At 67.6% G+C, this 23,450-nt stretch carries 24 protein-coding genes; 13 read left to right on the plus strand and 11 right to left on the minus strand.

What is annotated here, in order from left to right; translation table 11 throughout:
- Positions 1-54 precede the first annotated feature (54 nt).
- The 4 genes from lipB (at position 55) to AC1MFL_RS01890 (ending at position 3,073) form a co-directional block, all read left to right on the plus strand.
- Complete coding sequence (gene lipB, locus AC1MFL_RS01875) at positions 55-723, plus strand: lipoyl(octanoyl) transferase LipB (RefSeq protein ID WP_479813009.1); 669 nt, start codon at positions 55-57, stop codon at positions 721-723.
- Positions 720-1,727: a lipoyl synthase gene (gene lipA, locus AC1MFL_RS01880; protein WP_479813011.1), complete on the plus strand. Its 1,008-nt coding sequence runs from the start codon at positions 720-722 to the stop codon at positions 1,725-1,727. The genes lipB and lipA overlap by 4 nt, the downstream gene beginning before the upstream one ends.
- A gap of 88 nt (positions 1,728-1,815) precedes the next feature.
- Positions 1,816-2,577 carry a DUF4191 domain-containing protein gene (locus tag AC1MFL_RS01885; RefSeq protein WP_479813013.1) on the plus strand — a complete coding sequence of 254 codons (762 nt, stop codon included), beginning with the start codon at positions 1,816-1,818 and terminating at the stop codon, positions 2,575-2,577.
- Between the two features lie 121 nt (positions 2,578-2,698).
- The gene (locus AC1MFL_RS01890) at positions 2,699-3,073 is read left to right on the plus strand and encodes a DUF3817 domain-containing protein (RefSeq protein WP_479813015.1); all 375 of its coding nucleotides are present in this window, start codon (positions 2,699-2,701) and stop codon (positions 3,071-3,073) included.
- A gap of 519 nt (positions 3,074-3,592) precedes the next feature.
- Here AC1MFL_RS01890 and AC1MFL_RS01895 read toward each other — a convergent pair.
- Positions 3,593-4,030 carry an RDD family protein gene (locus AC1MFL_RS01895; RefSeq protein ID WP_479813017.1) on the minus strand — a complete coding sequence of 146 codons (438 nt, stop codon included), beginning with the start codon at positions 4,028-4,030 and terminating at the stop codon, positions 3,593-3,595.
- Positions 4,031-4,326: 296 nt separating this feature from the next.
- Between AC1MFL_RS01895 and glnA (AC1MFL_RS01900) the strand changes: the two genes are divergently transcribed.
- Positions 4,327-5,751, plus strand: a complete 1,425-nt coding sequence (gene glnA, locus AC1MFL_RS01900; protein WP_226759752.1) for a type I glutamate--ammonia ligase — start codon at positions 4,327-4,329, stop codon at positions 5,749-5,751.
- Between the two features lie 65 nt (positions 5,752-5,816).
- On the opposite strand, the gene AC1MFL_RS01905 is transcribed toward glnA (AC1MFL_RS01900), so the two are convergent.
- The 5 genes from AC1MFL_RS01905 to glnA (AC1MFL_RS01925) all read right to left on the minus strand — a co-directional run bounded on the left by AC1MFL_RS01905 (position 5,817) and on the right by glnA (AC1MFL_RS01925) (position 11,527).
- On the minus strand, positions 5,817-5,978 hold the full coding sequence (locus tag AC1MFL_RS01905) for a hypothetical protein (RefSeq protein WP_479813019.1): 162 nt from the start codon (positions 5,976-5,978) through the stop codon (positions 5,817-5,819).
- A 115-nt stretch (positions 5,979-6,093) separates the two neighbouring features.
- Positions 6,094-6,609: a GNAT family N-acetyltransferase gene (locus AC1MFL_RS01910; RefSeq protein WP_479813021.1), complete on the minus strand. Its 516-nt coding sequence runs from the start codon at positions 6,607-6,609 to the stop codon at positions 6,094-6,096.
- A gap of 56 nt (positions 6,610-6,665) precedes the next feature.
- A complete protein-coding gene (locus AC1MFL_RS01915) occupies positions 6,666-7,082 on the minus strand; it encodes a VOC family protein (RefSeq protein WP_479813023.1) in 417 nt (138 codons plus the stop codon).
- Between the two features lie 83 nt (positions 7,083-7,165).
- A complete protein-coding gene (locus tag AC1MFL_RS01920) occupies positions 7,166-10,177 on the minus strand; it encodes a bifunctional [glutamine synthetase] adenylyltransferase/[glutamine synthetase]-adenylyl-L-tyrosine phosphorylase (protein WP_479813025.1) in 3,012 nt (1,003 codons plus the stop codon).
- 9 nt (positions 10,178-10,186) lie between these two features.
- Positions 10,187-11,527 carry a type I glutamate--ammonia ligase gene (gene glnA / locus AC1MFL_RS01925; RefSeq protein ID WP_479813027.1) on the minus strand — a complete coding sequence of 447 codons (1,341 nt, stop codon included), beginning with the start codon at positions 11,525-11,527 and terminating at the stop codon, positions 10,187-10,189.
- 264 nt (positions 11,528-11,791) lie between these two features.
- On the opposite strand from glnA (AC1MFL_RS01925), the gene panB reads away from it, so the two are divergent.
- From panB to AC1MFL_RS01945, 4 genes are all read left to right on the plus strand, one after another.
- Positions 11,792-12,751 carry a 3-methyl-2-oxobutanoate hydroxymethyltransferase gene (gene panB, locus AC1MFL_RS01930; RefSeq protein ID WP_479813029.1) on the plus strand — a complete coding sequence of 320 codons (960 nt, stop codon included), beginning with the start codon at positions 11,792-11,794 and terminating at the stop codon, positions 12,749-12,751.
- 282 nt (positions 12,752-13,033) lie between these two features.
- Complete coding sequence (locus tag AC1MFL_RS01935; protein WP_301227843.1) at positions 13,034-13,429, plus strand: SHOCT domain-containing protein; 396 nt, start codon at positions 13,034-13,036, stop codon at positions 13,427-13,429.
- 110 nt (positions 13,430-13,539) lie between these two features.
- Positions 13,540-13,857: a carboxymuconolactone decarboxylase gene (locus AC1MFL_RS01940; RefSeq protein WP_479813031.1), complete on the plus strand. Its 318-nt coding sequence runs from the start codon at positions 13,540-13,542 to the stop codon at positions 13,855-13,857.
- Between the two features lie 13 nt (positions 13,858-13,870).
- On the plus strand, positions 13,871-14,629 hold the full coding sequence (locus tag AC1MFL_RS01945) for an MBL fold metallo-hydrolase (protein WP_479813033.1): 759 nt from the start codon (positions 13,871-13,873) through the stop codon (positions 14,627-14,629).
- Positions 14,630-14,693: 64 nt separating this feature from the next.
- Here the strand turns inward: AC1MFL_RS01945 and AC1MFL_RS01950 are convergent, their stop codons facing one another.
- Complete coding sequence (locus AC1MFL_RS01950; protein ID WP_479813035.1) at positions 14,694-16,724, minus strand: alkaline phosphatase family protein; 2,031 nt, start codon at positions 16,722-16,724, stop codon at positions 14,694-14,696.
- 157 nt (positions 16,725-16,881) lie between these two features.
- Complete coding sequence (locus tag AC1MFL_RS01955; RefSeq protein ID WP_301227834.1) at positions 16,882-17,049, minus strand: SPOR domain-containing protein; 168 nt, start codon at positions 17,047-17,049, stop codon at positions 16,882-16,884.
- Between the two features lie 128 nt (positions 17,050-17,177).
- On the opposite strand from AC1MFL_RS01955, the gene map reads away from it, so the two are divergent.
- The 3 genes from map to AC1MFL_RS01970 all read left to right on the plus strand — a co-directional run bounded on the left by map (position 17,178) and on the right by AC1MFL_RS01970 (position 19,714).
- Positions 17,178-18,056, plus strand: a complete 879-nt coding sequence (gene map / locus AC1MFL_RS01960) for a type I methionyl aminopeptidase (protein WP_479813037.1) — start codon at positions 17,178-17,180, stop codon at positions 18,054-18,056.
- Between the two features lie 91 nt (positions 18,057-18,147).
- Positions 18,148-18,951 (plus strand): polyphosphate--glucose phosphotransferase, encoded by an 804-nt coding sequence (gene ppgK, locus AC1MFL_RS01965; protein ID WP_226761039.1) that lies wholly within the window; start codon positions 18,148-18,150, stop codon positions 18,949-18,951.
- 4 nt (positions 18,952-18,955) lie between these two features.
- Positions 18,956-19,714 carry an SDR family oxidoreductase gene (locus tag AC1MFL_RS01970; RefSeq protein ID WP_479813039.1) on the plus strand — a complete coding sequence of 253 codons (759 nt, stop codon included), beginning with the start codon at positions 18,956-18,958 and terminating at the stop codon, positions 19,712-19,714.
- Between the two features lie 128 nt (positions 19,715-19,842).
- Here the strand turns inward: AC1MFL_RS01970 and nrdR are convergent, their stop codons facing one another.
- The 3 genes from nrdR to AC1MFL_RS01985 all read right to left on the minus strand — a co-directional run bounded on the left by nrdR (position 19,843) and on the right by AC1MFL_RS01985 (position 22,614).
- Positions 19,843-20,334 carry a transcriptional regulator NrdR gene (gene nrdR, locus AC1MFL_RS01975; protein WP_479813040.1) on the minus strand — a complete coding sequence of 164 codons (492 nt, stop codon included), beginning with the start codon at positions 20,332-20,334 and terminating at the stop codon, positions 19,843-19,845.
- A gap of 147 nt (positions 20,335-20,481) precedes the next feature.
- The gene (hisD, locus tag AC1MFL_RS01980; RefSeq protein ID WP_479813042.1) at positions 20,482-21,873 is read right to left on the minus strand and encodes a histidinol dehydrogenase; all 1,392 of its coding nucleotides are present in this window, start codon (positions 21,871-21,873) and stop codon (positions 20,482-20,484) included.
- A gap of 75 nt (positions 21,874-21,948) precedes the next feature.
- Positions 21,949-22,614, minus strand: a complete 666-nt coding sequence (locus AC1MFL_RS01985; RefSeq protein WP_479813044.1) for a hypothetical protein — start codon at positions 22,612-22,614, stop codon at positions 21,949-21,951.
- 209 nt (positions 22,615-22,823) lie between these two features.
- Between AC1MFL_RS01985 and AC1MFL_RS01990 the strand changes: the two genes are divergently transcribed.
- Positions 22,824-23,282, plus strand: a complete 459-nt coding sequence (locus AC1MFL_RS01990) for a flavin reductase family protein (RefSeq protein ID WP_479815261.1) — start codon at positions 22,824-22,826, stop codon at positions 23,280-23,282.
- Positions 23,283-23,450: the final 168 nt, after the last annotated feature.

Below are 23,450 nucleotides of genomic sequence, written 5' to 3' on the forward strand. Positions count from 1 at the left end.
AGAGCTTCGCCACAGAATCAGCCGCTGGGACACCCGGGGTCTAAGCTGGATGGCATGACTCTTGAGTTCTCCCAGCTGGGTCTCGCCCCGGAATTCGTTGAATATACACACGGCTGGGACATCCAGCGCGAACTCCATCAGAGGGTCCTCGCCGGTACTGCCCCCAGTACGGTCCTCCTGCTGGAACACGCCGCCGTTTACACGGCCGGCAAGCGCACCGAAGAGCATGAACGCCCCTTTGACGGCACTCCCGTGGTCCCGGTGGACCGCGGCGGCAAGCTCACCTGGCACGGCCCGGGACAGCTGGTTGGCTACCCCATCATCAAGCTCAGGAACAAAGCCGGCATCCGCGACTACGTGGAGCGGATTGAGGCAGTGATCATCGCGGTCCTCGCCGACTACGGCATCGAGGCCGTCCGAATCAAGGGCCGCGCCGGCGTCTGGATCGACCAGGACGAGAAGGGCCCTGCGCGCAAGATCGCCGCGATCGGCATCCGTGTGCATGAGGGCGTCACGATGCACGGCTTCGCGATCAACTGCAACAACGACCTCGCGCCGTACGGCCAGATCATCGCCTGCGGTATTACCGACGCCGGCGTCACCACCATCTCGCAGGAGACGGGCCGGGACGTCGCGCCCGCCGACCTCGTGTCGCGGATCATCGAAGAACTGCGCAACAATGAAGAAGCGCTAGTTGCAACCCATGAAGGAGCTCTACTGTGACCCTGGCACCAGAAGGCCGGAAAATGCTGCGGATCGAGCAGCGCAATGCGGCCACCCCGGTGGAACGCAAGCCGGAATGGATCAAGGCCAAGGTCCAGATGGGCCCCGAGTACGTCCAGCTCAAAAACCTCGTCAAAAAAGAGGGCCTCCACACCGTCTGTGAAGAGGCCGGCTGCCCCAACATCTTCGAATGCTGGGAAGACAAGGAAGCCACCTTCCTGATCGGCGGCTCCGAATGCACCCGGCGCTGCGACTTCTGCCAGATCGACACCGGCAAACCCTCCCCCGTGGACGTCTTCGAACCGACCAAGGTCGCCCGCTCGGTCCAGGCGATGCAGCTGCGCTACGCCACCGTCACCGGCGTGGCCCGCGACGACCTCGCCGACGAGGGCGTCTGGCTCTACGCCGAAACGGTCCGCAAGATCCACGAACTGAACCCCGGCACGGGCGTCGAGCTCCTGATCCCGGACTTCTCCGGAAAACCCGAACACATCGAAGCGATCTGCGAGTCCAAACCCGAGGTCTTCGCCCACAACGTCGAGACCGTCCCGCGGATCTTCAAGCGCATCCGCCCCGCCTTCCGCTACGACCGCTCCCTGGACGTCATCACCCAGGGCCGCAAACTCGGCATGGTCACCAAATCCAACCTGATCCTGGGCATGGGCGAGACCCGCGGGGAAATCTCCGAAGCCCTCCAGGACCTCCACGACGCCGGCTGCGACCTGATCACCATCACCCAGTACCTGCGCCCCTCCGAACGCCACCTCCCCGTGGACCGCTGGGTCAAACCCCAGGAATTCGTGGACCTGCAGCACGAAGCCGACGAAATCGGCTTCCTCGGCGTCATGTCCGGACCCCTGGTGCGGTCCTCCTACCGCGCCGGCCGGCTCTGGGCCACCGCGATGCGCAAGAAAGGCTGGGACATCCCGGCCCACCTCGCCCACATCGAGTCCTCCGGCACCACCCGCCAGGAAGCCAGCTCACTCCTCGCCGCGCACTCCTGAACCAGTTGTAACGATCGCGGCGAAGGGCCGACACCGGAGGAATCCGGCGTCCGGCCCTTCGCCGTCGATCACGTAGAATTAAGGCACTATGGCGAATTCCCCTGATTCCAGCAAGTCCACTCCGGCTTCTGATGCCCCGAAGCGTGGCCTCTTTTCCCGTAAGCCCAAGGTGGCCAAGGTCAAGAAGCCCAGCCGTCTGAAGCAGATTGGCGAGGTCTTCCAGATGACCCGCCAGCACGATCCGATGGTCACGTGGCTCATGCTGCTGGCGTTCGTTGGCGTCGTCGCTGTCAGCTTCGTCGTCGGATTCCTGCTGGACAACTGGATCACCGGCCTGATCATCGGCATCCCGCTGGGCCTCCTGGCGGCAACCCTGATCCTGTCCCGCCGTGCCGAGCGTGCCGCATTCGCGCGGATTGAAAACCAGCCCGGCGCCTCGGGCGCTGCGCTGGGGACACTCAAGAGCGGCTGGATCGTCGAAGAGCAGCCCGTCGCCGTGAACCCCCGGACCCAGGACGCGGTGTTCCGTGCCATCGGCCGTCCCGGTGTTGTCCTCGTCAGCGAGGGCCCCAGCAGCCGGGTCAAGCCGCTGCTCGACGCCGAACGCAAGCGCCTCGCCCGAATCCTTCCCAACGTCACCATCCACGTGATTGAGAGCGGCCGCGGCGAAGGCCAGGTGCCGATCAGCCAGATCGCCAAAAAGATGACGAAACTGAAGAGCGAACTGACCAAGCTTGAGGTCAGCACGGTCTCCAAACGCATTTCCTCGCTCGGAAGCCGCCTGCCCATTCCCAAGGGCATCGATCCCTACAAGGCCCGCCCGGACCGCAAGGCAGCCCGCGGACGCTAGGCCACACACGCCAGACCACAGGGACGCCCCGGTAACCGCCTTTCGAGGCCGGCAGCCGGGGCGTTTCCTTTGCCCAAAGCATCCCCTACGTCCCGTCGGGACAGAACACGGAGACTCCACCATGAAACTGCCCTCCACGCCTACCGTGATCCGAATCTTCAAGGTGCTGGCTGTCGCCGAAGCTTTCAGCTGGGCCGCCCTGCTGGTGGGTATGTTCCTCAAATGGGTCACCAGGACCACGGAACTCGGGGTGGAGATCGCGGGCCCGATTCACGGCGCGTTCTTCATCGGCTACGGGCTATCAGCATTGGCCTTGTGGGGTCTGCAGCGCTGGCCGTTCCGGGTGGCCTTGTTCGCAGGGCTTTCCGCGGTCTTCCCGTTCGCCACGGTCTGGTTCGAGCGCTGGGCCGGCCGTCACGGCCACCTGACGGTCAAGGCCGGACAGGATTCTTCCCGGTCGGCACAGGAGCCCGCCAACGAAACGGCCGGCGTCTAAGCCCGACCGGTCCATTCGAGGGTCCGGCCGGCGGGACGGCGGACCACGCGAACCGCGGCGGCGGCCAGTTGACGCAAATGGCCGCTACGAGCACCGCGCCCGCGTCCATTTGACGCAAATGGCCGCTATAAGTGGCGGCTTAGCGGCCAGCCCTGGCAAATGGGCGCTACGAGCACCGCGCCCGCCAACGAAACGGCCGGCGTCTAAGCCCGACCGGTCCATTCGAGGGTCCGGCCGGCGGGACGGCGGACCACGCGAACCGCGGCTTAGCGCCCCGCCCTGGCAAATGGGCGCTACGAGCACCGCGTCCCCGTCCATTTGACGCAAACGGCCGCTGTAAGTGGCGGCTTAGCGGCCAGTCCTGGCAAATGGCCGCCACGAGCACCGCGCCCGCCACCCAGTTGACGCAAACGGCCGCTATAAAACGGCCGCTGTAAGTGGCGGCTTAGCGGCCAGTCCTGGCAAATGGGCGAGCCCGGACGGAGCCATCGAGCGGCCGGAGGCGGGATGGGGCCGAGGCTACATCCGGACGAGGACCGTGTTCATGGCCTTGTCGTGCAGTCCGCGGTGGTCGGGATCGAAGATGACGGCTGGAATCACCAGGCACAGCAGGAGGCTGCGGACCAGTGCCGGGACGGGTCCGGCGGGGCCGCCGCCGAGCCGGATGACGTGGATCCCCACGATGCGGTGGCCGATGCTGTAACCAAGCGTGCCGACCAGCAGCGCCTGCTCGACGGCGAACACGGCAAGGGTGGCCCAGGAATCCCCTGCGAACGCGTAGTTGCTGATCAGCAGCGCGATTGCCCAGTCAATGCAGATGGCGGCGATGCGCCGCCCGGCCCGGGCAATGGACCCGGGCCCGGACTCGGGCAGGCCAAGCCTCTCCCCCGGATACTTCGAGATGCCGGATGTGTCCGGCCCGCTGAGCCATGAGCCTATGTCTTTGCGATCAACCACCATCCAAGACTATCGGCAATGGACGCTTTCCCGGACTGTTCAGAGTGTGGACGCCCGGAGGCCACACTCTGGTCACGGATAGGCCACGTTGTGGACAGCGACTACCGTTTACCTGTCAGGGCATTCTGTAACCTGCCGGAAACAAAGCGGACACCATGGGGAAATCCCGTGTCCTTAGGGTGGTAACAGTTGCTAGCGGCATAGGAGCGGGTAGACGTTTGCGTTTTTCCCGCTGCCGGACTGCGCTGGACCACACGGCCTGACGGCCGAATCTTTCACATGCATAAGGAGCATAGATGTTCAAGACTGCGGACGAAGTCCTCAAGTTCATCAAAGACGAAGACGTAAAATTCGTCGATATTCGCTTCACCGACCTCCCTGGCGTTCAGCAGCACTTCAACGTGCCCGCCAAGAGCGTTGACGCGGACTTCTTCGTCAACGGCCAGCTCTTCGACGGATCTTCGATCCGCGGCTTCCAGGGCATCGCCGAGTCGGACATGCAGCTCATCCCGGACGTTACTACCGCGTTCCTCGACACGTTCCGCATTGAGAAGACCCTCGCGTTGAACTTCTCGATCGTGAACCCGCGCACCGGTGACCCCTACCACCGAGACCCCCGCGGCGTAGCAGAGAAGGCAGAGGCCTACCTGGCCTCCACCGGCATCGCCGACACTGCATTCTTTGCACCCGAGGCCGAGTTCTTCGTCTTCGACAACGTGCAGTACCAGTCCTCCCCGCAGGGCAGCTTCTACAAGATCGACTCCGAGGAAGCACACTGGAACACCGGGCGCGAGGAAGAGGGTGGCAACCTCGGCTACAAGACCCCGATCAAGGGCGGCTACTTCCCGGTCTCCCCCACCGACAAGCAGGCCGACCTCCGCGACGCCATGTGCATCGCCCTGGACGAAGCCGGCCTTGAGGTCGAGCGCAGCCACCACGAGGTCGGTTCCGCCGGCCAGGCTGAGATCAACTACAAGTTCACCACCCTGACCCACGCGGCTGATGACCTGCAGAAGTTCAAGTACGTCATCAAGAACACCGCCGACGCCTGGGGCAAGTCGGTCACCTTCATGCCGAAGCCGGTCTTCGGTGACAACGGCTCGGGGATGCACTGCCACCAGTCACTGTGGAACGGCGGCGAGCCGCTGTTCTACGACGAAAAGGGCTATGCAGGCCTCTCGGACATGGCCCGCTGGTACATCGGCGGCCTGCTGAAGCACTCCTCAGCCGTGCTGGCCTTCACCAACCCGACGGTGAACTCCTACCGCCGCCTGGTCAAGGGCTTCGAAGCTCCGGTCAACATGGTCTACTCGCAGGGCAACCGCTCCGCCGGTATCCGTATCCCGATCACGGGCTCCAACCCGAAGGCCAAGCGCATCGAGTTCCGCGCTCCGGACCCCTCCTCCAACCCGTACCTGGCCTTCGCTGCCCAGCTGATGGCCGGCATTGACGGCATCCGCAACCGCATCGAACCGCCGGCTCCGATCGACAAGGACCTCTACGAGCTCCCCGCCGAGGAAGCCAAGGACATCCCCAAGGCTCCCGGCACGCTCGAAGAGGCCCTGGACGCCCTGGCCGAGGACAACGAGTTCCTCCAGGCCGGCGGCGTCTTCACCCAGGACCTGATCGACACCTGGATCGAGTACAAGTACGAGAACGAGATCCGTCCGCTCTCACTGCGCCCGAACCCGTACGAGTTCGAGCTGTACTACGGCGTCTAACTAGCGGCTTTCCGCAAGAGACTGCACGGCGGCGGCCCCCACCACCCGGTGGGGGCCGCTGGCATTTAAACCATCACCGAAACAGTTGCTTCCCCGGCGGAGTCCGCGCCCGCAGCACCGGCGCCGGCCGCATCGGCGGGCCCGTCGCCATCCGCGTCCGGACCGGCTGCCGCCCCGGCAGCGGCGTCCGCCGCCAACCCGTGCAACCCGCTGCCGGTGTTCTTCACGGCCGCGGGCATCCTGACAGCCAGCCTCGTCTGGGCCATCCGTCCGCTGCGCGCCCCGGTGGCACGGGCTGCGGGTCGAAAGGCCCCCTAGGTCCCGCGGGGGCCAGTCACCGGATCAGAACGGCCGGTAGAGCATCCGCTGCGGGCCCGCACCGCCGCCAAGGTACCGGCCCCGGTCCTGGAAGCCGGCCTTGCGGTACGCGGCCCGTCCGGCCGGGTTCTCCTCGTTGACCGAAAGCACGACGCCGGCCTGGCCGCCGCCGAGGGCAGCCGTCAGTTTCGCCGCCTCGCGGACCGCAGCGTCCGCTGCCAGCGTGCCCAGGCCCCTGCCCTGCTGCCGGCGGTCGATCAGGAAGCCACGGAGCAGCCAGACCGAGTCGTCGTCGTCCCAGCCAGCCAGGGTGGCGGCTCCGGACTGCAGCGTCAGGACCCCGGCTGCGGATCCGTTGGAGTCAATCGCGAAGGGGTGCCGGGAATCCTCCTCCAGCGCGATGAGCATCATGCGGAGCGGCTCACCGACAAACCTCCGCTGGTCTTCGGTGACCTCGAGCTCGGCGATCTCGCCAAGCTTGATGGCGCGGGCGTCGTCGTCGAGGTCCTTCAGCGGCATCAGCCACACGTTTTCAGGCATGACAGAAGCGTACCCAAGCCGCCGGGGTGCCACCGCCGCCGGATCCGCCGCTCAGCTCAGAGCGCTGCGTCCTTCGGCGGCCCTGCGGGGTCCATCCAGAAGACTTCCCACAGGTGGCCGTCCGGGTCCTGGAAGCTGTGGGTATACATGAAGCCGTAGTCCTGGGCTTCCTGGGACGGTGCGCCGCCCGAGGTGAGCGCCTTCCGGACGAGTTCGTCGACCGCCTCGCGGCTGTCCAGGGAAAAGGACATGATGGACTCGGCAGCACCTGCGGTATCCGCAACAGCCTTGGATGTGAACGTTTTGAAGTACGCCTCGACGAGCAGCATCACGAACGCGTCGTCATTAACGATCATGCAGGTGGCGTTCTCATCGGTGAAGTCGGGATTAAAAGAGAAACCCAGAGCGGTGAAAAACTCCACCGTCTTGTCGAGGTCCTTGACGGGGAGGTTCACAAAGAGTTGTCTGGCCATGCCGCTAAAATAGCACCGCGCCTGCGGGGTGTCAGCCCCCGGGAGCTCTCACACCCGCCCCCGGCGGCAGCAATGCAAGTCGGTCACTGGCCGTAGAAGACCCGGTCGAACACGCTCCGGGCCCGCCGGCTCAGCCTCAGATAGTCCTCCTCGAGCTCGGCGGCGTTGCCCTGCCCGTAGCCGCACCAGCGCGCCACCGCCTCCAGGTCGCGGCGGGAGGACGGCAGCACGTCGGAGGCACGCCCGGTCCAGATCACGTTGGCCGATCTGATCCGGCTCGCCAGGCGCCAGGCCCGCAGCAGGATCACCGCGTCCCCGGCTTCAAGCAGCCCGACGGCGGCCGCAGCCTCGAGCGCCTCCACCGTGGAGGTGGTCCGCAGCTCGGGGTGCTTTACGGCGTGCTGCAGCTGGAGCAGCTGGGCCAGCCATTCGACATCACTCAGTCCGCCGCGTCCGAGCTTCAGGTGCCGGGCCGGATCCGCGCCGCGGGGCAGCCGTTCCGCCTCGACCCGCGCCTTCACCCGGCGGACTTCCCGCACGTCCTGCTCGGAGAGGGACTCAGGGTAGCGGACGGTGTCGATCAGCGCCACGAAGTCGGCCGCCAGCTCATCGTCACCGGCCATCGGGCGGGCACGCAGCAGCGCCTGCGCCTCCCAGACGAGCGACCACCGGCGGTAATACTCGGCGTAGGAATCCAGCGACCGCACCATGGGCCCGCTCTTGCCCTCGGGACGGAGGTCAGCGTCAACCATCAGGACGCGTTCGGCGAGGATGGCGGGCTTCAGCGGCTGCGTGAGCAGGCTGGAGAGCCGGCTCACGATCTGTAGGGCCTGCTGCTGGGCCTCGTCGTCCGGGACTCCGGGAAGGCCGCGGTGGACGTAAATAACGTCGGCGTCCGAGCCGTAGCCAATCTCCCGGCCGCCCTGCCGTCCCATCGCGACCACCAGCACATGCGTCATGAGCGGCTCCTCGGCCGTGACCATCGTTTCCGCGACGCGCAGGGCCCCCAGGACCGCCGCCCGGTCCGTGTCGGCCAGCGCCGCGCCCACCTGGTCCTGGTCCAGCAGTCCCGCGCTGTCCGCGATGGCAATCCGCAGGATCTCCCGGCGCCGGATCAACCGGATCAGGCGCATCGCGCTTTCCGGCTCGGCATGCCGGGACATCTTGGAGGCGATCTCGAGCCACTGCGCCTCGAAGGTCAACGGCACCAGTTCCTTGTCCGAGCCGAGCCAGGCAACGGATTCGGGCGAGACCTCCAGCAGGTCGGCGATCAGCCGGGAGTTGGACAGCACGTGGCAGAGCCGCTCGGCAGCCGCCGTCGAATCCCGCAGCATGCCGAGATACCAGTGGGTGGTGCCGAGCGCCTCGCTGACCCGTCGGAAGGCCAGCAGGCCGCCGTCGGGGTCCACACCCTCCGCGAGCCAGCCGAGCAGGATCGGCAGGAGCTGGCGCTGGAGCGCGGCGCGCCGGCTGACCCCGCCGGTGAGCGCTTCGATGTGGCGCATTGCGCCGCTGGGATCGAGGTAGCCCAGGGCGGCGAGGCGCCCCTGCGCGGCTTCCGGGCTGAGCTTGGCTTCCTCGCTGCTCAGCGCCGCCGCGGTATTGAGCAGCGGGCGGTAGAAGATGCGTTCGTGCAGCTCGCGGACGGAGCGTTTGGTCTTGCGCCAGGCCGCAACCAGGGCGTCAGGTTTGGGCCGTTCGCTGGAGAAGGGTCCGAGCACGGCTTTGGCGAGGGCCCGCAGCGAGGCTTCCTTGACCGGCATGAGGTGGGTGCGGCGCAGCTGGAAGAGCTGGATCCGGTGCTCGAGGAGCCGGAGGTAGCGGTAGTCACGGTCGAACTCGGCGGCGTCGGAACGGCCGATATAACCGCCGGCGGACAGGGCCGCGATGGCCGAGGTGGTGTCGCGGCAGCGCAGGGTCTCGTCGGACTTGCCATGCACCAGCTGCAGCAGCTGGACGGTGAATTCGACGTCTCGCAGGCCGCCACGGCCCAGCTTGATCTGCCGCTGCTCCTCGTCGGCGGGGATGTGTTCGGTGACGCGGCGGCGCATGGACCGGACGGACTCCACGAAGCCTTCCCGGCCGGCGGAGGACCAGATCAGCGGTGCGACGGCGGCTTCGTAACGGGCGCCGAGCTCGGTGTCCCCGGCGATGGTCCGGGCCTTCAGCAGGGCCTGGAACTCCCAGCTCTCGGCCCAGCGCGCGTAGTAGCTCTGGTGCGAGGCCAGGGTCCTGACCAGCGGCCCGGACTTGCCTTCCGGACGCAGGTTGGCGTCAACTTCCCACAGCCCGGGTTCGCGGCCGACTGACATGATGGCGCGGGAAATACCGGAGGCCAGGGCCGTACCGATCGTGTTGGCGCGCGAGTCGTCGAGCTCACCGGACTCGATCACGTAGATGACGTCGACGTCGGAAATGTAGTTGAGTTCGCGGGCCCCGCATTTGCCCATGCCGATGACGGCCAGCCCGACGTCGGCCACCTCGGTGGCGCTGAAATGTTCGGCAGCTTCGGCCCGGGAAACGGCCAGGGCAGCCTCGATCGCGGCGCCGGCCAGGTCCGCCAGTTCGGCCCCGGCGGCAGGCATAAAGTCCAGCGGGTCCGCGGCGCAGAGATCTTTGACGGCGAGCTCGACGAGGCCGCGCCGGTACTCGGTGCGGAGCGCCACGTAGGCTTCCTGCCCGGTCAGCGCCGCGACCGGGCGGGCGGATTTCGGATCGGCCCGCACGGAATGGAGCAGCCGGGCGCGCAACTGCGCGGCGTCCGCGGCCCGTGGTTCCGGGCTGGCAGTTACCTCAAAGGCATCAAGATGCTCCGGGTGGCGGATCAGGAACTCACCCAGCGCCTCGGAGGCGCCCAGCACCCGGAACATGGGTTCGCTGCGTTCCGGGTCCGCGACCGCCAGCTTCCGCAGGTCCGGGTGCTTTTCGATCAGCCGGACCAGAGACTGCAGTGCCGTGTCCGGGTTGGCGGCCAGCTGCAGCCCGGCGAAGAGGAGGTCCTGGTCCAGGCCCTCCAGCTCCGGGGCGGCAAGCCACCGCTCGCCGTTTTCCAGGTCGCTGAAACCGGCGGCGATGAGGCGTCGTGCCAGGCTCACCCGGGCCGCCTAAAGAATGCCGAGGTTGCGCTGCAGCTCGTAGGGCGTGACCTGCAGTCGGTAGTCCTGCCACTCGGCACGCTTGTTGCGCAGGAAGTGTTCGAACACCTGCTCACCGAGGATCTGCGGCATGAGCTCGGAGTCCTCCATCGAGCGGATGGCGTCGTGCAGGCTGGCCGGCAGCGGGTCGTGGCCCATGGCGCGGCGCTCGGCCGAGCTCAGCGACCAGATGTCGTCCTCGGCAGCAGGGGGGAGCTGGTAACCCTCCTCGATGCCCTTGAGCCCGGCGCCCAGCAGCACGGCGTAGGCGAGGTAGGGGTTGGCCGCCGAGTCGATGCCGCGGTATTCGATCCGCGCGGACTGGCCCTTGCCGGGCTTGTACAGCGGGACGCGGACCAGCGCGGAGCGGTTGTTGTGGCCCCAGCTGAGGTAGCTGGGCGCCTCTCCCCCGCCCCAGAGCCGCTTGTAGGAGTTCACGAACTGGTTGGTCACCGCGGTGAACTCCGGAGCGTGCTTGAGGATGCCGGCGATGAACTGCCGGGCCGTCTCGGAGAGCTGGAACTCCGCGCCCGCCTCGTAGAAAGCATTCGTGTCGCCTTCGAAGAGCGAGAAGTGGGTATGCATGCCGGAACCCGGGTGGGCTGTGAACGGCTTCGGCATGAAGGTCGCATAGGTGCCCTGCTGGAGCGCGACCTCCTTGATCACCGTGCGGAACGTCATGATGTTGTCCGCGGTCTGCAGGGCATCCGCGTAGCGCAGGTCGATCTCGTTCTGGCCCGGGCCGGCCTCGTGGTGGCTGAACTCGACCGAGATGCCGACTGATTCCAGCATGGTCACGGCCGTGCGGCGGAAGTCCTGTGCCACCCCGCCCGGAACATGGTCGAAGTAGCCGCCCTCGTCCACGGGAATGGGGGAACCGTCCGGGCCCGGCTGCTGGGACTTGAGCAGGTAGAACTCGATCTCGGGGTGGGTGTAGCAGGTGAAACCCATGTCCGCGGCCTTGGCCAGGTTGCGCTTGAGGACGTTGCGGGGATCAGCCGCGGAGGGTTCGCCGTCGGGAGTCAGGATGTCGCAGAACATCCGCGATGTCGCCTCCGTCTCACCGCGCCACGGCAGGATCTGGAAAGTGGCGGGGTCCGGCTGGGCCAGCATGTCGGACTCGAAAACGCGGGCGAGGCCCTCAATGGAGGAGCCGTCAAAGCCCAGTCCCTCCTCGAACGCGCCTTCCACCTCGGCCGGGGCCAACGCCACGGACTTCAGCGAACCCACGACGTCGGTGAACCACAGCCGCACGAACCGCACGTCGCGCTCTTCGATCGTCCGCAGGACAAACTCTTGCTGGCGGTCCATACTGGCCTCTTTCCGGTTCTTTCGTCCGTGCCCCAGGCCCGTCGCGCATGGGTCCCGCAGCTGCTCACGATTCACTTTACTAATCATTGCCACCGATTGCTGAAGCGGCTGCCCCGCGTAACACAGCATTAACACGAGGAACCCGTAATTCGCGGCCCAGGGCGGCCGCCGGGACGACCGGCTGGTGCTGGTGTGATGTGATTCACGCGCCCACAGTCTGGAGCCCGGTAGCTTGGACACGCCGTGCCGCACTACGCTCGTGCCATGGCCACAAGCACCAGCCCCGATTCCAGCATGCCCGCAGAGCTAACCGCCCCCTATGGCAACGGCCCGGCGGCATCCGCCGCAGGCCAGCCGACGGCTGCGGCCACAAGCCCTGCCGCCGCGCCGGCGTCGGCCCCTGGCCCGGACGCCGGCACCAGGAAGCCGGTGGCGAAGATCCGCACCCACCACCTGCATCAGGCGAAGCTCAACGGTGAGCGCTTCGCCATGCTGACCGCCTATGACCAGTACACGGCGGAAATCTTCGACCAGGCCGGCATCGAGGTCCTCCTCGTGGGCGACTCCGCCTCCAACAACGTCTTCGGCAACGAAACCAGCCTGCCCGTCACCGTGGACGAACTGCTCCCGCTGTGCCGCGCCGTCACCCGCTCGGCCAAGCGCGCCCTCGTTGTGGCGGACCTGCCATTCGGCAGCTACGAGGTCTCCGCCCAGCAGGCGGTGGCCACCGGCGTCCGCTTCCTGAAGGAAGGGCTCGCCCACGCCGTCAAGATCGAGGGCGGAAAATTCTATGCAGAGACTGTCCGGGCGATGGTCCAGGCCGGCATCCCGGTGATGGCGCACATCGGATTCACCCCGCAAAGCGAGCACGCCCTCGGCGGCTACCGGGTCCAGGGTCGCGGCGATGACGCCCAGCGGCTGGTCGATGATGCCGTCGCGCTGGCCGACGCCGGTGCGTTCTGCGTCCTGATGGAGATGGTTCCGGCGTCGACGGCGGCTGCCGTGGACGCCGCCGTCGAGGTCCCCACCATCGGCATCGGCGCCGGCAACGCGACCACCGGCCAGGTGCTGGTGTGGCAGGACATGGCGGGGCTCCGCGGTGGCAAGATGGCCAAATTCGTCAAGCAGTACGCGGACCTGCGCACCTCACTCAGCGACGCAGCGAAGGCCTACGGCGAGGACGTGCGCTCCGGCCAGTTCCCCGGCCCCGAGCACTCCTTCTAGGACTGCCTCGGCCTGCTATTCCTGGCCACCGCTGCGGCCCGCTCGTCCTGGCACCGCTGCGGCCCGCTCTTCCCGGCGACTTCCGCGGCATTCTCGTCCTGGCCGCTCCCGCGGGTTTTCGGGGCCACCTCATCCTTTACGAACGATGCGATGACCCGCGAGTCCGGGCAGGCTGGCCATTGAGGGCCTGCATCGGGCCCCGGCAGATGTTCCGCCGTCCCAGCCTGATTCGTGCGTGAAGCGATTGGCCGGACACCAGCGGACACTAGTGGAGGAGTAGCCATGAACTCAATTTCGACTGACTTCTGGGACGTCCTGCTGTGGAGTTTCTGGTTCTTCATCTGGATCTCCGCGCTCATGGTGTGGTTCCGCTGCCTGTTTGACATGTTCGGCGACAGCACCCTGAGCGGCTGGGGCAAGGCCGGCTGGGCAATATTGCTGGTCTTCCTGCCCTGGATCGGAGCACTCATCTACCTGATCGCCCGGGGCCGCAGCATGGCCGACCGGCAGATGGCGGAAGTGGCCCGGCAGCAGGCCGCCCAGCAGGAGTACATCCAGCAGGTCGCAGGCAAGTCGGCCAGCCCGGCAAGCCAGATCGCCGATGCCAAGGCCCTGCTCGACTCCGGAGCCATCAGCCAGACCGAGTTTGAGTCCCTCAAGACAAAGGCCATGGCCTGAGCTGAGTAGACGGGCTGTGCCCGCGGAATCCGGCGCCCGTGCTTTCCCGCTGACGATTGACAGCCCGCCCGGGGGCTGTCATGGCAACCCCAAGTGAAGGAGATTGACTTATGTCCACCGAGAGTGAAAACCCGGTTCTTGAGACCATCGGCGCCATCACCAACGCGTCCCTGGGGCGCTCCGACCTGCCGGCCGACGCACTGCTGATGATTCGGATCGCTGCCCTGGCCGCCGTCGATGCCCGGCCCATTTCCTACCTTGCCCATGTGGGACCCTCGATCGAGTCCGGCGTCACGGCCAAAGACGTCCAGAACGTGCTCGTCGCCGTGGCCCCCATCATCGGAACGGCCCGGACGATGTCGGCCGCAATCAACATCACCGAGGCGCTGGGATTCGCGATCGCCGTCATGGAGGACGAGGCGGAATAACACAGGTCCCGGCATGAGAGTCACCTGGCTGGGCCACTCCTCGGTGGTCCTGGATCTCGACGGGGTCCGGATCCTGACGGATCCGCTGCTTCGTCCTCATGCCGGACTGCTGCGGCGCCTCGCACCCCGGCCGGACCCCGCAGCCTGGAGCCGGCCCGACGTCGTCCTCCTCTCCCACCTGCACCACGACCACGCCGAGCTGCGCTCCCTCCGCATGCTGCCCGCAGCTGCCCTGATGAGTGCCCCGGCCAACGTCGCCTGGTTACGCCGCCGCGCACTGCTGAACACGGTCCCGCTCGGGGACGGCTGGACCCCGGCAGGCCGCGGGGTGGAAATACGCCAGGTGCCGGCTGAGCATCGTCACCGCCCCATGCCGCACCGTCCAAACGACGCCCACGGCCAACTGGTCCGCGGCCCTTCGGGCGTCGTCTGGATCGCCGGCGACACGGGGTTGTATCCGGAAATGGCCGCGTTGCCCGCCATGGCGGGCGGGCCCATCGATGTCGCGCTGGTGCCGGTCTGGGGGTGGGGACCGAGGCTCTCGGCGGGACATCTGTCCCCCGAGACCGCAGCCCAGGCCGTCGCACTGAGCGGGGCGCGGTTCGCCCTGCCGGTGCACTGGGGAACGCTGCACCCTCCCTTCGTCAGGCACTTTGCCCGGAGCTGGCTTGAGCTGCCCGGGCGCCGGTTTGCTGACGCCGTGGCGGAGCAGGCTCCCGGCTGCACCGCCGTCGTCCTTTCCCCGGGCCAGTCATGGGTCAGGCCGGATTGAACCAGCACCCCTGACGTGGCCCGCAGACAAGCCGACAGACAAGCCGACTGCAATGTCCAGCCAGTCAACGCCGGAACGCCGTTGACGCGCGCTGGCCACAGGACTCAAGCATGGCCACCAGCACCCGGTGAAGCTCATCGGCACCCTCTATCCGCTCCGGAAGCCCCGCCATAAGGTCGGCCGGCCCGAACAGCACTGCGCGGTCCTGCCAACCGCCAAGCCCCCCGTGCGAACCGACCAGGCCCTCAAATGCCGCGACGTCGTTGGTCACCGGATCGACAGCACTGTTGACATAGAGATCCGGCGCCTCGGGGTCCATCAGCGCACGCCGAAGCACCCGCGCCGCATGGGACCCGAAGGGAGCCAGCGGGTCGGCTCCCTCCACTGCACCGCTGGCGAGGTTGAGGCGCCCGCCGCTCCCGATTGCCCACGCCCGGCCGTCTTCATCGACGCCGGCGACAAATCCGACGCCGGGGTGGCCTGACAGTCCGGGGACCAGGGCCGGCCACTCCCGGGCGAGGGCCTGGAGCGTCCAGCGCCGCTCGCCCCGCACGTAGACCAGACCCAGGTTCCCCGAGCCGAGCACGACGACCGGCTCCTCGGCGCCGCCGGGAACCGGAGTCTGCTGCGCCTTGGTCAGTCCCTTGTCGGCACGGCCGGCGAGTCGTCCGGCCATCCCGCCATTCGCGACGTCTCCGGCCAGGGAGCCCGCGCGCCCGAGCCCCTCGACCAAGGCGTCCACGGCCTGGACCTGTTCGTGCATGAGTTCCGCACAGAGGTCGCCGAGCGTCTGGCCATACCGGTCAGCGAACGGGGCGCCCTGGGACTGGCCGTGGTCCGAGAGCACGACCAGCCGGTAGCGGCGGGGGGCGGACGCGGCGAGCTGGGCCAAAGATCCCAGCGTGCGGTCCAAGCCGTCCAGCGCGGCAAGCGACTCGGGCCGGAACACCCCGGCGTGGTGGGCGATCTCGTCGTAGTCAACGTAGTCGACATAGATGCTCTTCGTCCCACGACGCAGCTCCTCGGCGACCAGGACCGTGTTGAGGTCACGCAGGAGACTGTTGGTCACGGCCCGCAGCAGGGCGAATATCCAGTCCCGGTGCACACGCGGGTCGAGATCACGCTTGACCTGGCGTCGGGCCTGCCACCGTTCCTTGAGGACCTCCCCGACGGTCCGGGTGAGGCTTCGCATGAACCCGTTCGGCGAGCTGAAGAACCAGGCGAACGCCCGGCGGGTTTGTGTGGAGCCGCGCCGGACCTCCACCCGGCTCATGGTCAGCAGCGACCGGGGCGCGTCACCGGTGAACAGGTTCGAAATGGAGACCCCGTCGTCGCAGAGCAGGCCCCGGCCGGTGCGGTGCCTCTCCTCGATCACCCGCGCGTCTGCCGGCCGGTTGGCCACCAGCACCCGGTTCAGCCCACGGTCGTACCACCGGAAGGCGGGGATTCCGGCGACGGTGCCGTGCAGAATGCCCATCTGGCTGGCCGGCGTGGTGCAGGGCAGCTGGGGAGTCCATTCGCGGACCGTGTAGTCCCCCGATGACAGCCAGCGCCGAATATGGGGTACTGCACCGGACTGGACCGCCCACTGCAGTACGGGGAAGGGGACACCGTCGAGCTGCACGAACAGGACGCCGTCGACCTCCGGATCGGTCACCGCTGCCCGCCGGCGCGCCCTGCCGGCCAACGAGGTGATGAGGCCGTCGTCAGTGCCGGCTGTGGTGGCCCACGAGATCAGCGTGCCCACGACCGCACTGACCCAGGCTGCGGCGAGGGCTGTCCACGCCGTTGACTCGATGCCGGGGACCAGGAGAATAGCGGTGTACATAATCAGGCCTTGCCCGAGCAGGGCGGTGAGGAGCACCGCCAGCCAGCCCACCCTGGCCGAGATCTCCACCAGCGCCGGGCGGAGGACCAGGCCGACGACGCCGGCCGCTGCTGCCACGGCGGCGTAGGCCCACCAACTGGTGGCGGAGAACCCCGGCAGCAGCGCGCCGGTGACCATCAGGGCCGCAGTGGAGGCAGCCCAGGCAAACGCCAGCCTGGCCAGGTCTGTGACTCGGACGCCGCGTGTGCGGGCAACGCTCGTCGGCATTTTCCAAGTATGGCCGCCGGTGGCCAGCCGGCGCTCATCCGCTTCGGGTGAGACGGCGCCGCCCCGGGGCCCACACTGCAGGCCGTCCGGGTCCGCCGGCTCCCGGCGTCGGCCGCCGCGCCATCACCATGTGGCACGCGGAACCAGAGGACTGGCCTTAGTCGTTCTCGTCGCCCTTTTCCCAGGATTCGTTGCGGGCCTTGACCTTCTCCAGCGCGTGTTCAGCCTCTTCCCGTGTCTTGTACGGGCCGATCAGCTGGCTCCAGTCGGACATGGCGTCCTCTTCAACCTCGTGCGTGTTGACGTTGTACCAGTACTCGGGCATTGATGCTCCTCAGCTCTCAGGGTGGCGCCCCGGCAGGGGGCGGGACGACGCCGAACGCGGCCGTGACTTCCACGGGATCTTTCCGCTTCTGTTTCCTGGCGTTCGACCGGGCCTTATATGATCAATGTATGCCTTCTCTAGCCTCGACTGCACCCATCGGCACCCTGGTCCCGGGAGCAGTCAGTCCACAGCTTCCCGTTCCGGCGTCGATCCCGCGCCCCGAATATGTAGGAAAGCCCGGACCGGCCAAGTTCACCGGCTCGGAGGTCAAGTCGGCGGAGACCATCGAGAAGATCCGCATCGCCTCGCGGATTGCCGCCCGGGCCATTGTGGAGGTCGGCAAGCATATCCAGCCCGGCGTCACCACGGACCAGCTGGACCGGGTGGGCCACGAATTCCTGCTCGACCACAACGCGTATCCGTCCACCCTCGGCTACCGCGGCTTTCCCAAGTCCCTGTGTTCTTCATTGAACGAAGTGATCTGCCACGGCATACCGGACAGCACCGTCGTCCAGGACGGGGACATCCTCAACATCGACATCACGGCCTACATCGGCGGCGTACACGGCGACACCAATTACACTTTTCTGGCCGGTGACGTTGACGAGGAGTCCCGGCTGCTCGTCGAGCGCACGCAGGAGTCCCTGAACCGCGCCATCCGAGCCGTGGCCCCCGGCCGCGAAATCAACGTGATCGGCCGCACCATCGAGTCCTACGCCAAGCGGTTCGGCTACGGCGTCGTCCGCGACTTCACCGGCCACGGCGTGGGCGAAGCTTTCCACACCGGCCTGATCATCCCGCACTACGATGCAGCCCCGGCATACAACACGGTCATGGAGGCCGGCATGGTCTTCACGATCGAGCCCATGCTGACGCTCGGTACGGTCGAGTGGGACATGTGGCCTGACGAGTGGACGGTCGTGACCCGTGACCACAAACGCACGGCACAGTTCGAACACACCCTGCTCGTAACGGAGTCCGGCGCGGAAGTCCTGACTCTCCCCTGATTCCTGCTCCGCCTGAAGATCCCGGTCTTCACCCGTCGGCCCTGGGCCGCACCCCTCCTATGCTCCGCCCCCTGCCACGAACGGAACCACATTGGCCAAGAAGGACGAGAAGTTGAAGAAGAACGCCCCGCTGATCGGTATCGACATCGGCGGCACCGGGATCAAGGGCGGGATCGTGGACCTGAAAAAGGGCAAGCTGGTCGGTGACCGCGTGCGCATGCCCACCCCGCAGCCCTCCACCCCCGAATCCGTGGCCGAGGTCGTGGCCCAGGTTGTGGCCGAGCTTTCCGCCCGGCCCGATGCTCCGGCCCCGGACTCCCCGGTCGGCGTCACCTTTCCCGGCATCATCCAGCACGGCGTGGTCCACTCTGCCGCCAACGTGGATAAGTCCTGGCTCGAAATGGACATCGACGCAATGCTGACCGCCCGCCTGGGCCGGCCCGTTGAGGTCATCAACGACGCCGACGCCGCCGGCCTCGCGGAGGCCCGCTTCGGCGCCGGCGAATTCGTGGAAGGCACCGTGCTGGTTATCACGCTCGGCACCGGCATTGGTTCCGCGTTCATCTTCGACGGCAAGCTTGTTCCCAACGCCGAACTCGGACACCTGGAAATTGACGGCTTCGACGCTGAAAGCAAGGCCTCGGCCGTGGCCCGCGAACGGGACGGCCTGAGCTGGGAGGAGTACAGCGTGCTGCTGCAGCGCTATCTCTCGCACGTGGAGTTCCTCTTTTCCCCCGAACTGTTCATCATCGGCGGCGGCATCTCCAAGCGCGCGGACGAATACCTCCCGCGGCTGCAGCTGCGCACCCCGATTGTCCCGGCGGAACTGAAGAACGACGCCGGCATCGTCGGCGCCGCCCTTGAGATCGCGCTGAAGCACAAACTGGCCAAGTAGCACCATGACGGAGCCCCGGCCCGAGGTCCTCATCGTCACCGGCGCGAGCCGGGGCATCGGCGCCGCGGTGGCGTTCCGCGCCGCCCGGGCCGGGTACGCCGTCGTCGTGAACTATTCCGCCGACGCCGGCGGGGCCAGGTCCGTAGTGGACGGCATCACCGACGACGGCGGGGCTGCGGTGGCCGTCCAGGCGGACGTCAGCGACCCGGCCGCCGTCGCCCGGCTCTTTGACTCCGCCGCAGCGCTTGGTGACCTGACCGGCGTAGTGAACAACGCCGGCATCACCGGAAACCTGATCGGCCCGCTCCTGGATGTCCCTGCCGAGACCATCCGGCGGGTGCTGGACGTCAATGTCGCCGGGGTGCTCTACGTCTGCCAGGAGGCCGTCAGGAGGCTCGGCACGGACCGGGGCGGCCGCGGCGGCTCCATCATCAACATCTCCTCAACCGCCACGAAGGCAGGCTCCCCCGGCACCTGGGTGCACTACGCGGCGTCCAAGGGTGCCGTGGACGTGCTGACGGTGGGGCTCGCCGCCGAGGTCGCGGCGCAGGGCATCCGGGTGAATTGTGTGGCTCCCGGCAGCACCAACACCGGGCTGCACGCGGCGGCAGGCATGCCGGACCGGGTGGAGAGGCTCAGCCCCTCGATTCCGTTGGGCCGCGGCGCTGAGCCGGACGAAGTAGCCGCGGCGGTGCTCTGGCTGCTCTCCGGCGAGGCCGGGTACATCACCGGCGCCGTGCTGCCGGTCTCCGGCGGCCGCTGAAGGGAAGGACTACGCGGCCCGCGAGGGCCCTTCCGGTGCGGGGCCGGAAAACGTGGTGCCGGTGGTGGCCGCGGCTTCCCCTCCGCTGCCACCACCGGAGTCTGTGAGCCGGCGCTCCTGGCCAGGGCCTAGAGCGGGCTTGCCTGCTGGCTTGTGCCTTCGCGTCCCTTGGTCTCGGCCTCATGGCGGAGCAGGGAAATGGCAGCTTCGAAATCCTCGAGGGATTCGAAGGCCTGGTAGACGCTCGCAAAGCGCAGGTAAGCGACCTCATCGAGCCGCTGGAGCGGGTTGAGGATGGCCAGGCCGACTTCGTGCGCCTCGATCTCGGCGGCGCCGGAGGCCCGGATTGTCTCTTCGACTTCCTGGGCGAGCATGGCGAGGTCGTCCTCAGTCACGGGACGTCCCTGGCAGGCCTTGCGGACCCCGTTGATGACCTTGCTGCGGCTGAATGGCTCGCCGACTCCGGAGCGCTTGATCACGGTGAGGCTGGTGGTCTCGACGGTGGTAAAGCGGCGGCCGCACTCGGGGCACTGCCGGCGGCGTCGGATGGCTGAACCGTCGTCAGCGATCCGGCTGTCCACCACACGCGAATCAGGGTTGCGGCAAAACGGGCAATACATGTCGTTTCCTCCCCTGCCGCAAGCTGGTGGCCCACCGCGGGAGTACACCCGTGATTTGCCGGAGCGGTTGGCTCCGAAATCAGTTTACGACTAGATGTAGCCGAATAACAAGACTGTAATTACTACATGTTGTGGTCCGGAGTCTGGTCACAGGTTCCCGGCGAAGCGGGCGGTGACTGCCTCGCCGTGCGCCGGCAGATCTTCGGCTCCGGACAGGCTCACGATGTGCCCGCTGACCTCTTTCAGGGCGGCGCGCGTGTAGTTGATGACCTGGATGGCGCGCAGGAACGTCGTCACATTCAGTCCCGACGAGAACGCCGCGGTGCCGCTGGTCGGCAGCACGTGGTTGGAGCCGGCGCAGTAGTCGCCCAGGCTGACGGGGCTGTAATCCCCCACGAAGATCGCGCCGGCGCTGCGGATCCGCGCCGCCACCCCGGGCGCGTCCGCCGTCATGATCTCCAGGTGTTCTGCTGCGTAGGCGTTGCACGCCGCGATGCCCTGTTCCAGGTTGTCCACCAGAACGACGCCGGACTGCGGCCCGGAGAGCGCCTCACGGACGCGCGCACCGTGCTTGGTCGCTGCCGCCTGGCGGTCCAGTTCCACCCGGACGGCGGCGGTGAGGTCCTCGGAGTCCGTGATCAGCACGGACGCGGCCTTGGGGTCGTGCTCGGCCTGGCTGATCAGGTCAGCCGCGACCAGGCCGGGTTGGGCAGTGGCGTCGGCCAGGATCGCAATCTCGGTGGTGCCGGCCTCGGAATCGATGCCGACGACGCCCTTGACGAGGCGCTTCGCCGTGGCGACGAAGACGTTGCCGGGGCCGGTGACGACGTCCACCGGGTCGATTCCGGCCTTTCCCGGCGCGGCGGGGATGCCGTAGGCGAAGGCTGCGATGGCCTGGGCGCCGCCGATCGCGTAGACCTCTTCGATCCCGAGCAGGCACGCGGCGGCAAGGATCGTGGGGTGCGGCAGTCCGCCGAAGCCCTTCTGCGGCGGGGATGCCAGCGCGATGGATTCGACGCCGGCCGCCAGGGCCGGGACGACGTTCATGATCACGGACGACGGGTAGACGGCCAGGCCGCCGGGAACGTAAAGGCCCACTCGCGCCACGGGGACCCAGTTCTGGCTGACGACCGCGCCCTCGCCGAACTCGACGTCGGTGTCCGCCGGGCGCTGGGCGTCGGCAAAGCGCCGCGCGCGCCTGATGGACTCTTCCAGTGCCGCCCGCACAGCCGGATCGAGCGCGGCCAAGGCGCCCGTCAGCGCTTCGGCGGGGACCCGCGGGTGTGACTGCTCCACGCCGTCGAAGGTCCGGGCCAGCTCGCTCAGTGCCTCGAAGCCCCGGGTGCGGACGCCATCGATGATGTCCAGAACCTTCTGCTCGGCATCGGCCATGGCGCCGGCCTGCGCCCGGGGCACCGCGGCGCGGAGACCGGCCAGGGTAAGACGCTGGCCGCGCAGGTCAACGGTGCGGAAGTGTGGGGCGGCGGGAACCGGGGGCGCAGTTACGGCGGGCACGGAGCTGTCAGCTGAAAGGGTCACGCCTTCATTTTACGTGCCCCGCCGGGGACGCCCGCGCCTGTTACATCGGGGCCGTTACTTCTTGCTTAGGGGCCGTTATTTCGACGGCCGCCCGACGGCGCCGGGGTGGGATCCGGACCCGGCTTCCGGCTGCGGTGTAGTGAAGACGGTGTTGAGGAAAATGGTCAGTGCGGTGCAGCCCGGCCAGATGGCCAGCACTGCCAGGGACCGCAGCGAAAAGGCACTGCTGGCGCCGGCGGAAGCGACCTCCGGCGTTCCCCACCACAGGCCGCACATGACGCCGGTCCCCCAGGCCGCGAGTGCGCCCAGCGCTCCGGCACCCACCGCGAGGAGGACGTCCCGGCCGGACGGCCCGTCGTGTTTGCTGCCGGAGGCCAGCGCCCCAGCAATGCAGCCGGCGAGCAGGAACAGGCCCGCCAGCACCAGATCCCGCGGCAGCCAGCCTTCCGTGTTGCCGCCGCTCCGCAGCTCCGGATTTGCCGAGAGCAGATTCAGCCCGGAGGGCGCCAGAAGCCACCAGAGCAACCCCACCGGGACGCCGGCGGCGGCGATGCCCGCGGCCTTCCGCCAGGACACGGCGCGGTTGCCGGCCTCCCGTGCCGGACGCCCGGACGCGGGCTCCGGCCCGGAACCCCGGGCCGTCCGCCGGGGGGTGTCCCTGCGGGTATTCTCCGGAGCGTCCTGGTGGGTGTCCCGCGGGACGTCCTGCGGGGGCTGGCCGTGCACTGCGGGCTCTGTCATGCAACAAACCTTAACAAGCTTTCCGCCGGACGGACTCATGCCGCCGCGCGTCCCCGGATGACGATTCGCATGACGCCGCCGGGTAAACAAGTACCGCGGCCGATCGCAGGCGCAATACGCTGGCAGGGTAGGAACATCACACACGTGCAGCAGGGAGTTGGATCGCAGTGGCCACAGAGAACCAAGCCTTCGAAGGAACCTTCAGGGAAATGTTCCGCCGGCACGCGGCCGGCGTGGCCATCATCACCGCCAACTTCAACGGCGTCCCCTACGGCTTCACAGCGACCTCCGTGGCATCGCTTTCGGCCAAGCCGCCCCGGTTCACGTTCAATATGGCCCGCACTTCCCGCTCCTGGCCGGCCGTAGCCAACACCCCCTACATCGGCGTCCACATGCTGGGGCTGGACAACCAGGCGCTGGCCGACCGTTTTGCCCGGACCGCCAACCGCTTCGAGGGCGATCACTGGGAGCTCGGACCCCATGAGGTGCCGATCCTCAAGGACGTGGCCGGCTGGCTGATCGGCAAGGTCCAGATGCGGCTCTCCTTCGAGAACAACGCCGTGGTGGTGGTCGAGGTCGTCGATGGCGAAGTGGGCTCCGACGGCGCCCCGCTGCTCTACCATTCCGGCTCCTATGGCCAGCCCGTCCCGCTGGACTACGAGATCTGACCGGCTCCCAAGGCGCCGGCCGCCAGGAGGAACCGGCGTGCCGCGCGCCTTTGCCCCACGAGGTGACACTTAGCGCCCATGTCTTTGAGCGGCATGGGCATTAACTGTCACCCCGGCGGGCGTCGGGCCTAACCCGGACCAGGAACCCCTGTATGTCCGCTGTCCAGG

It is taken from the genome of Arthrobacter sp. BG3 (assembly GCF_056680185.1).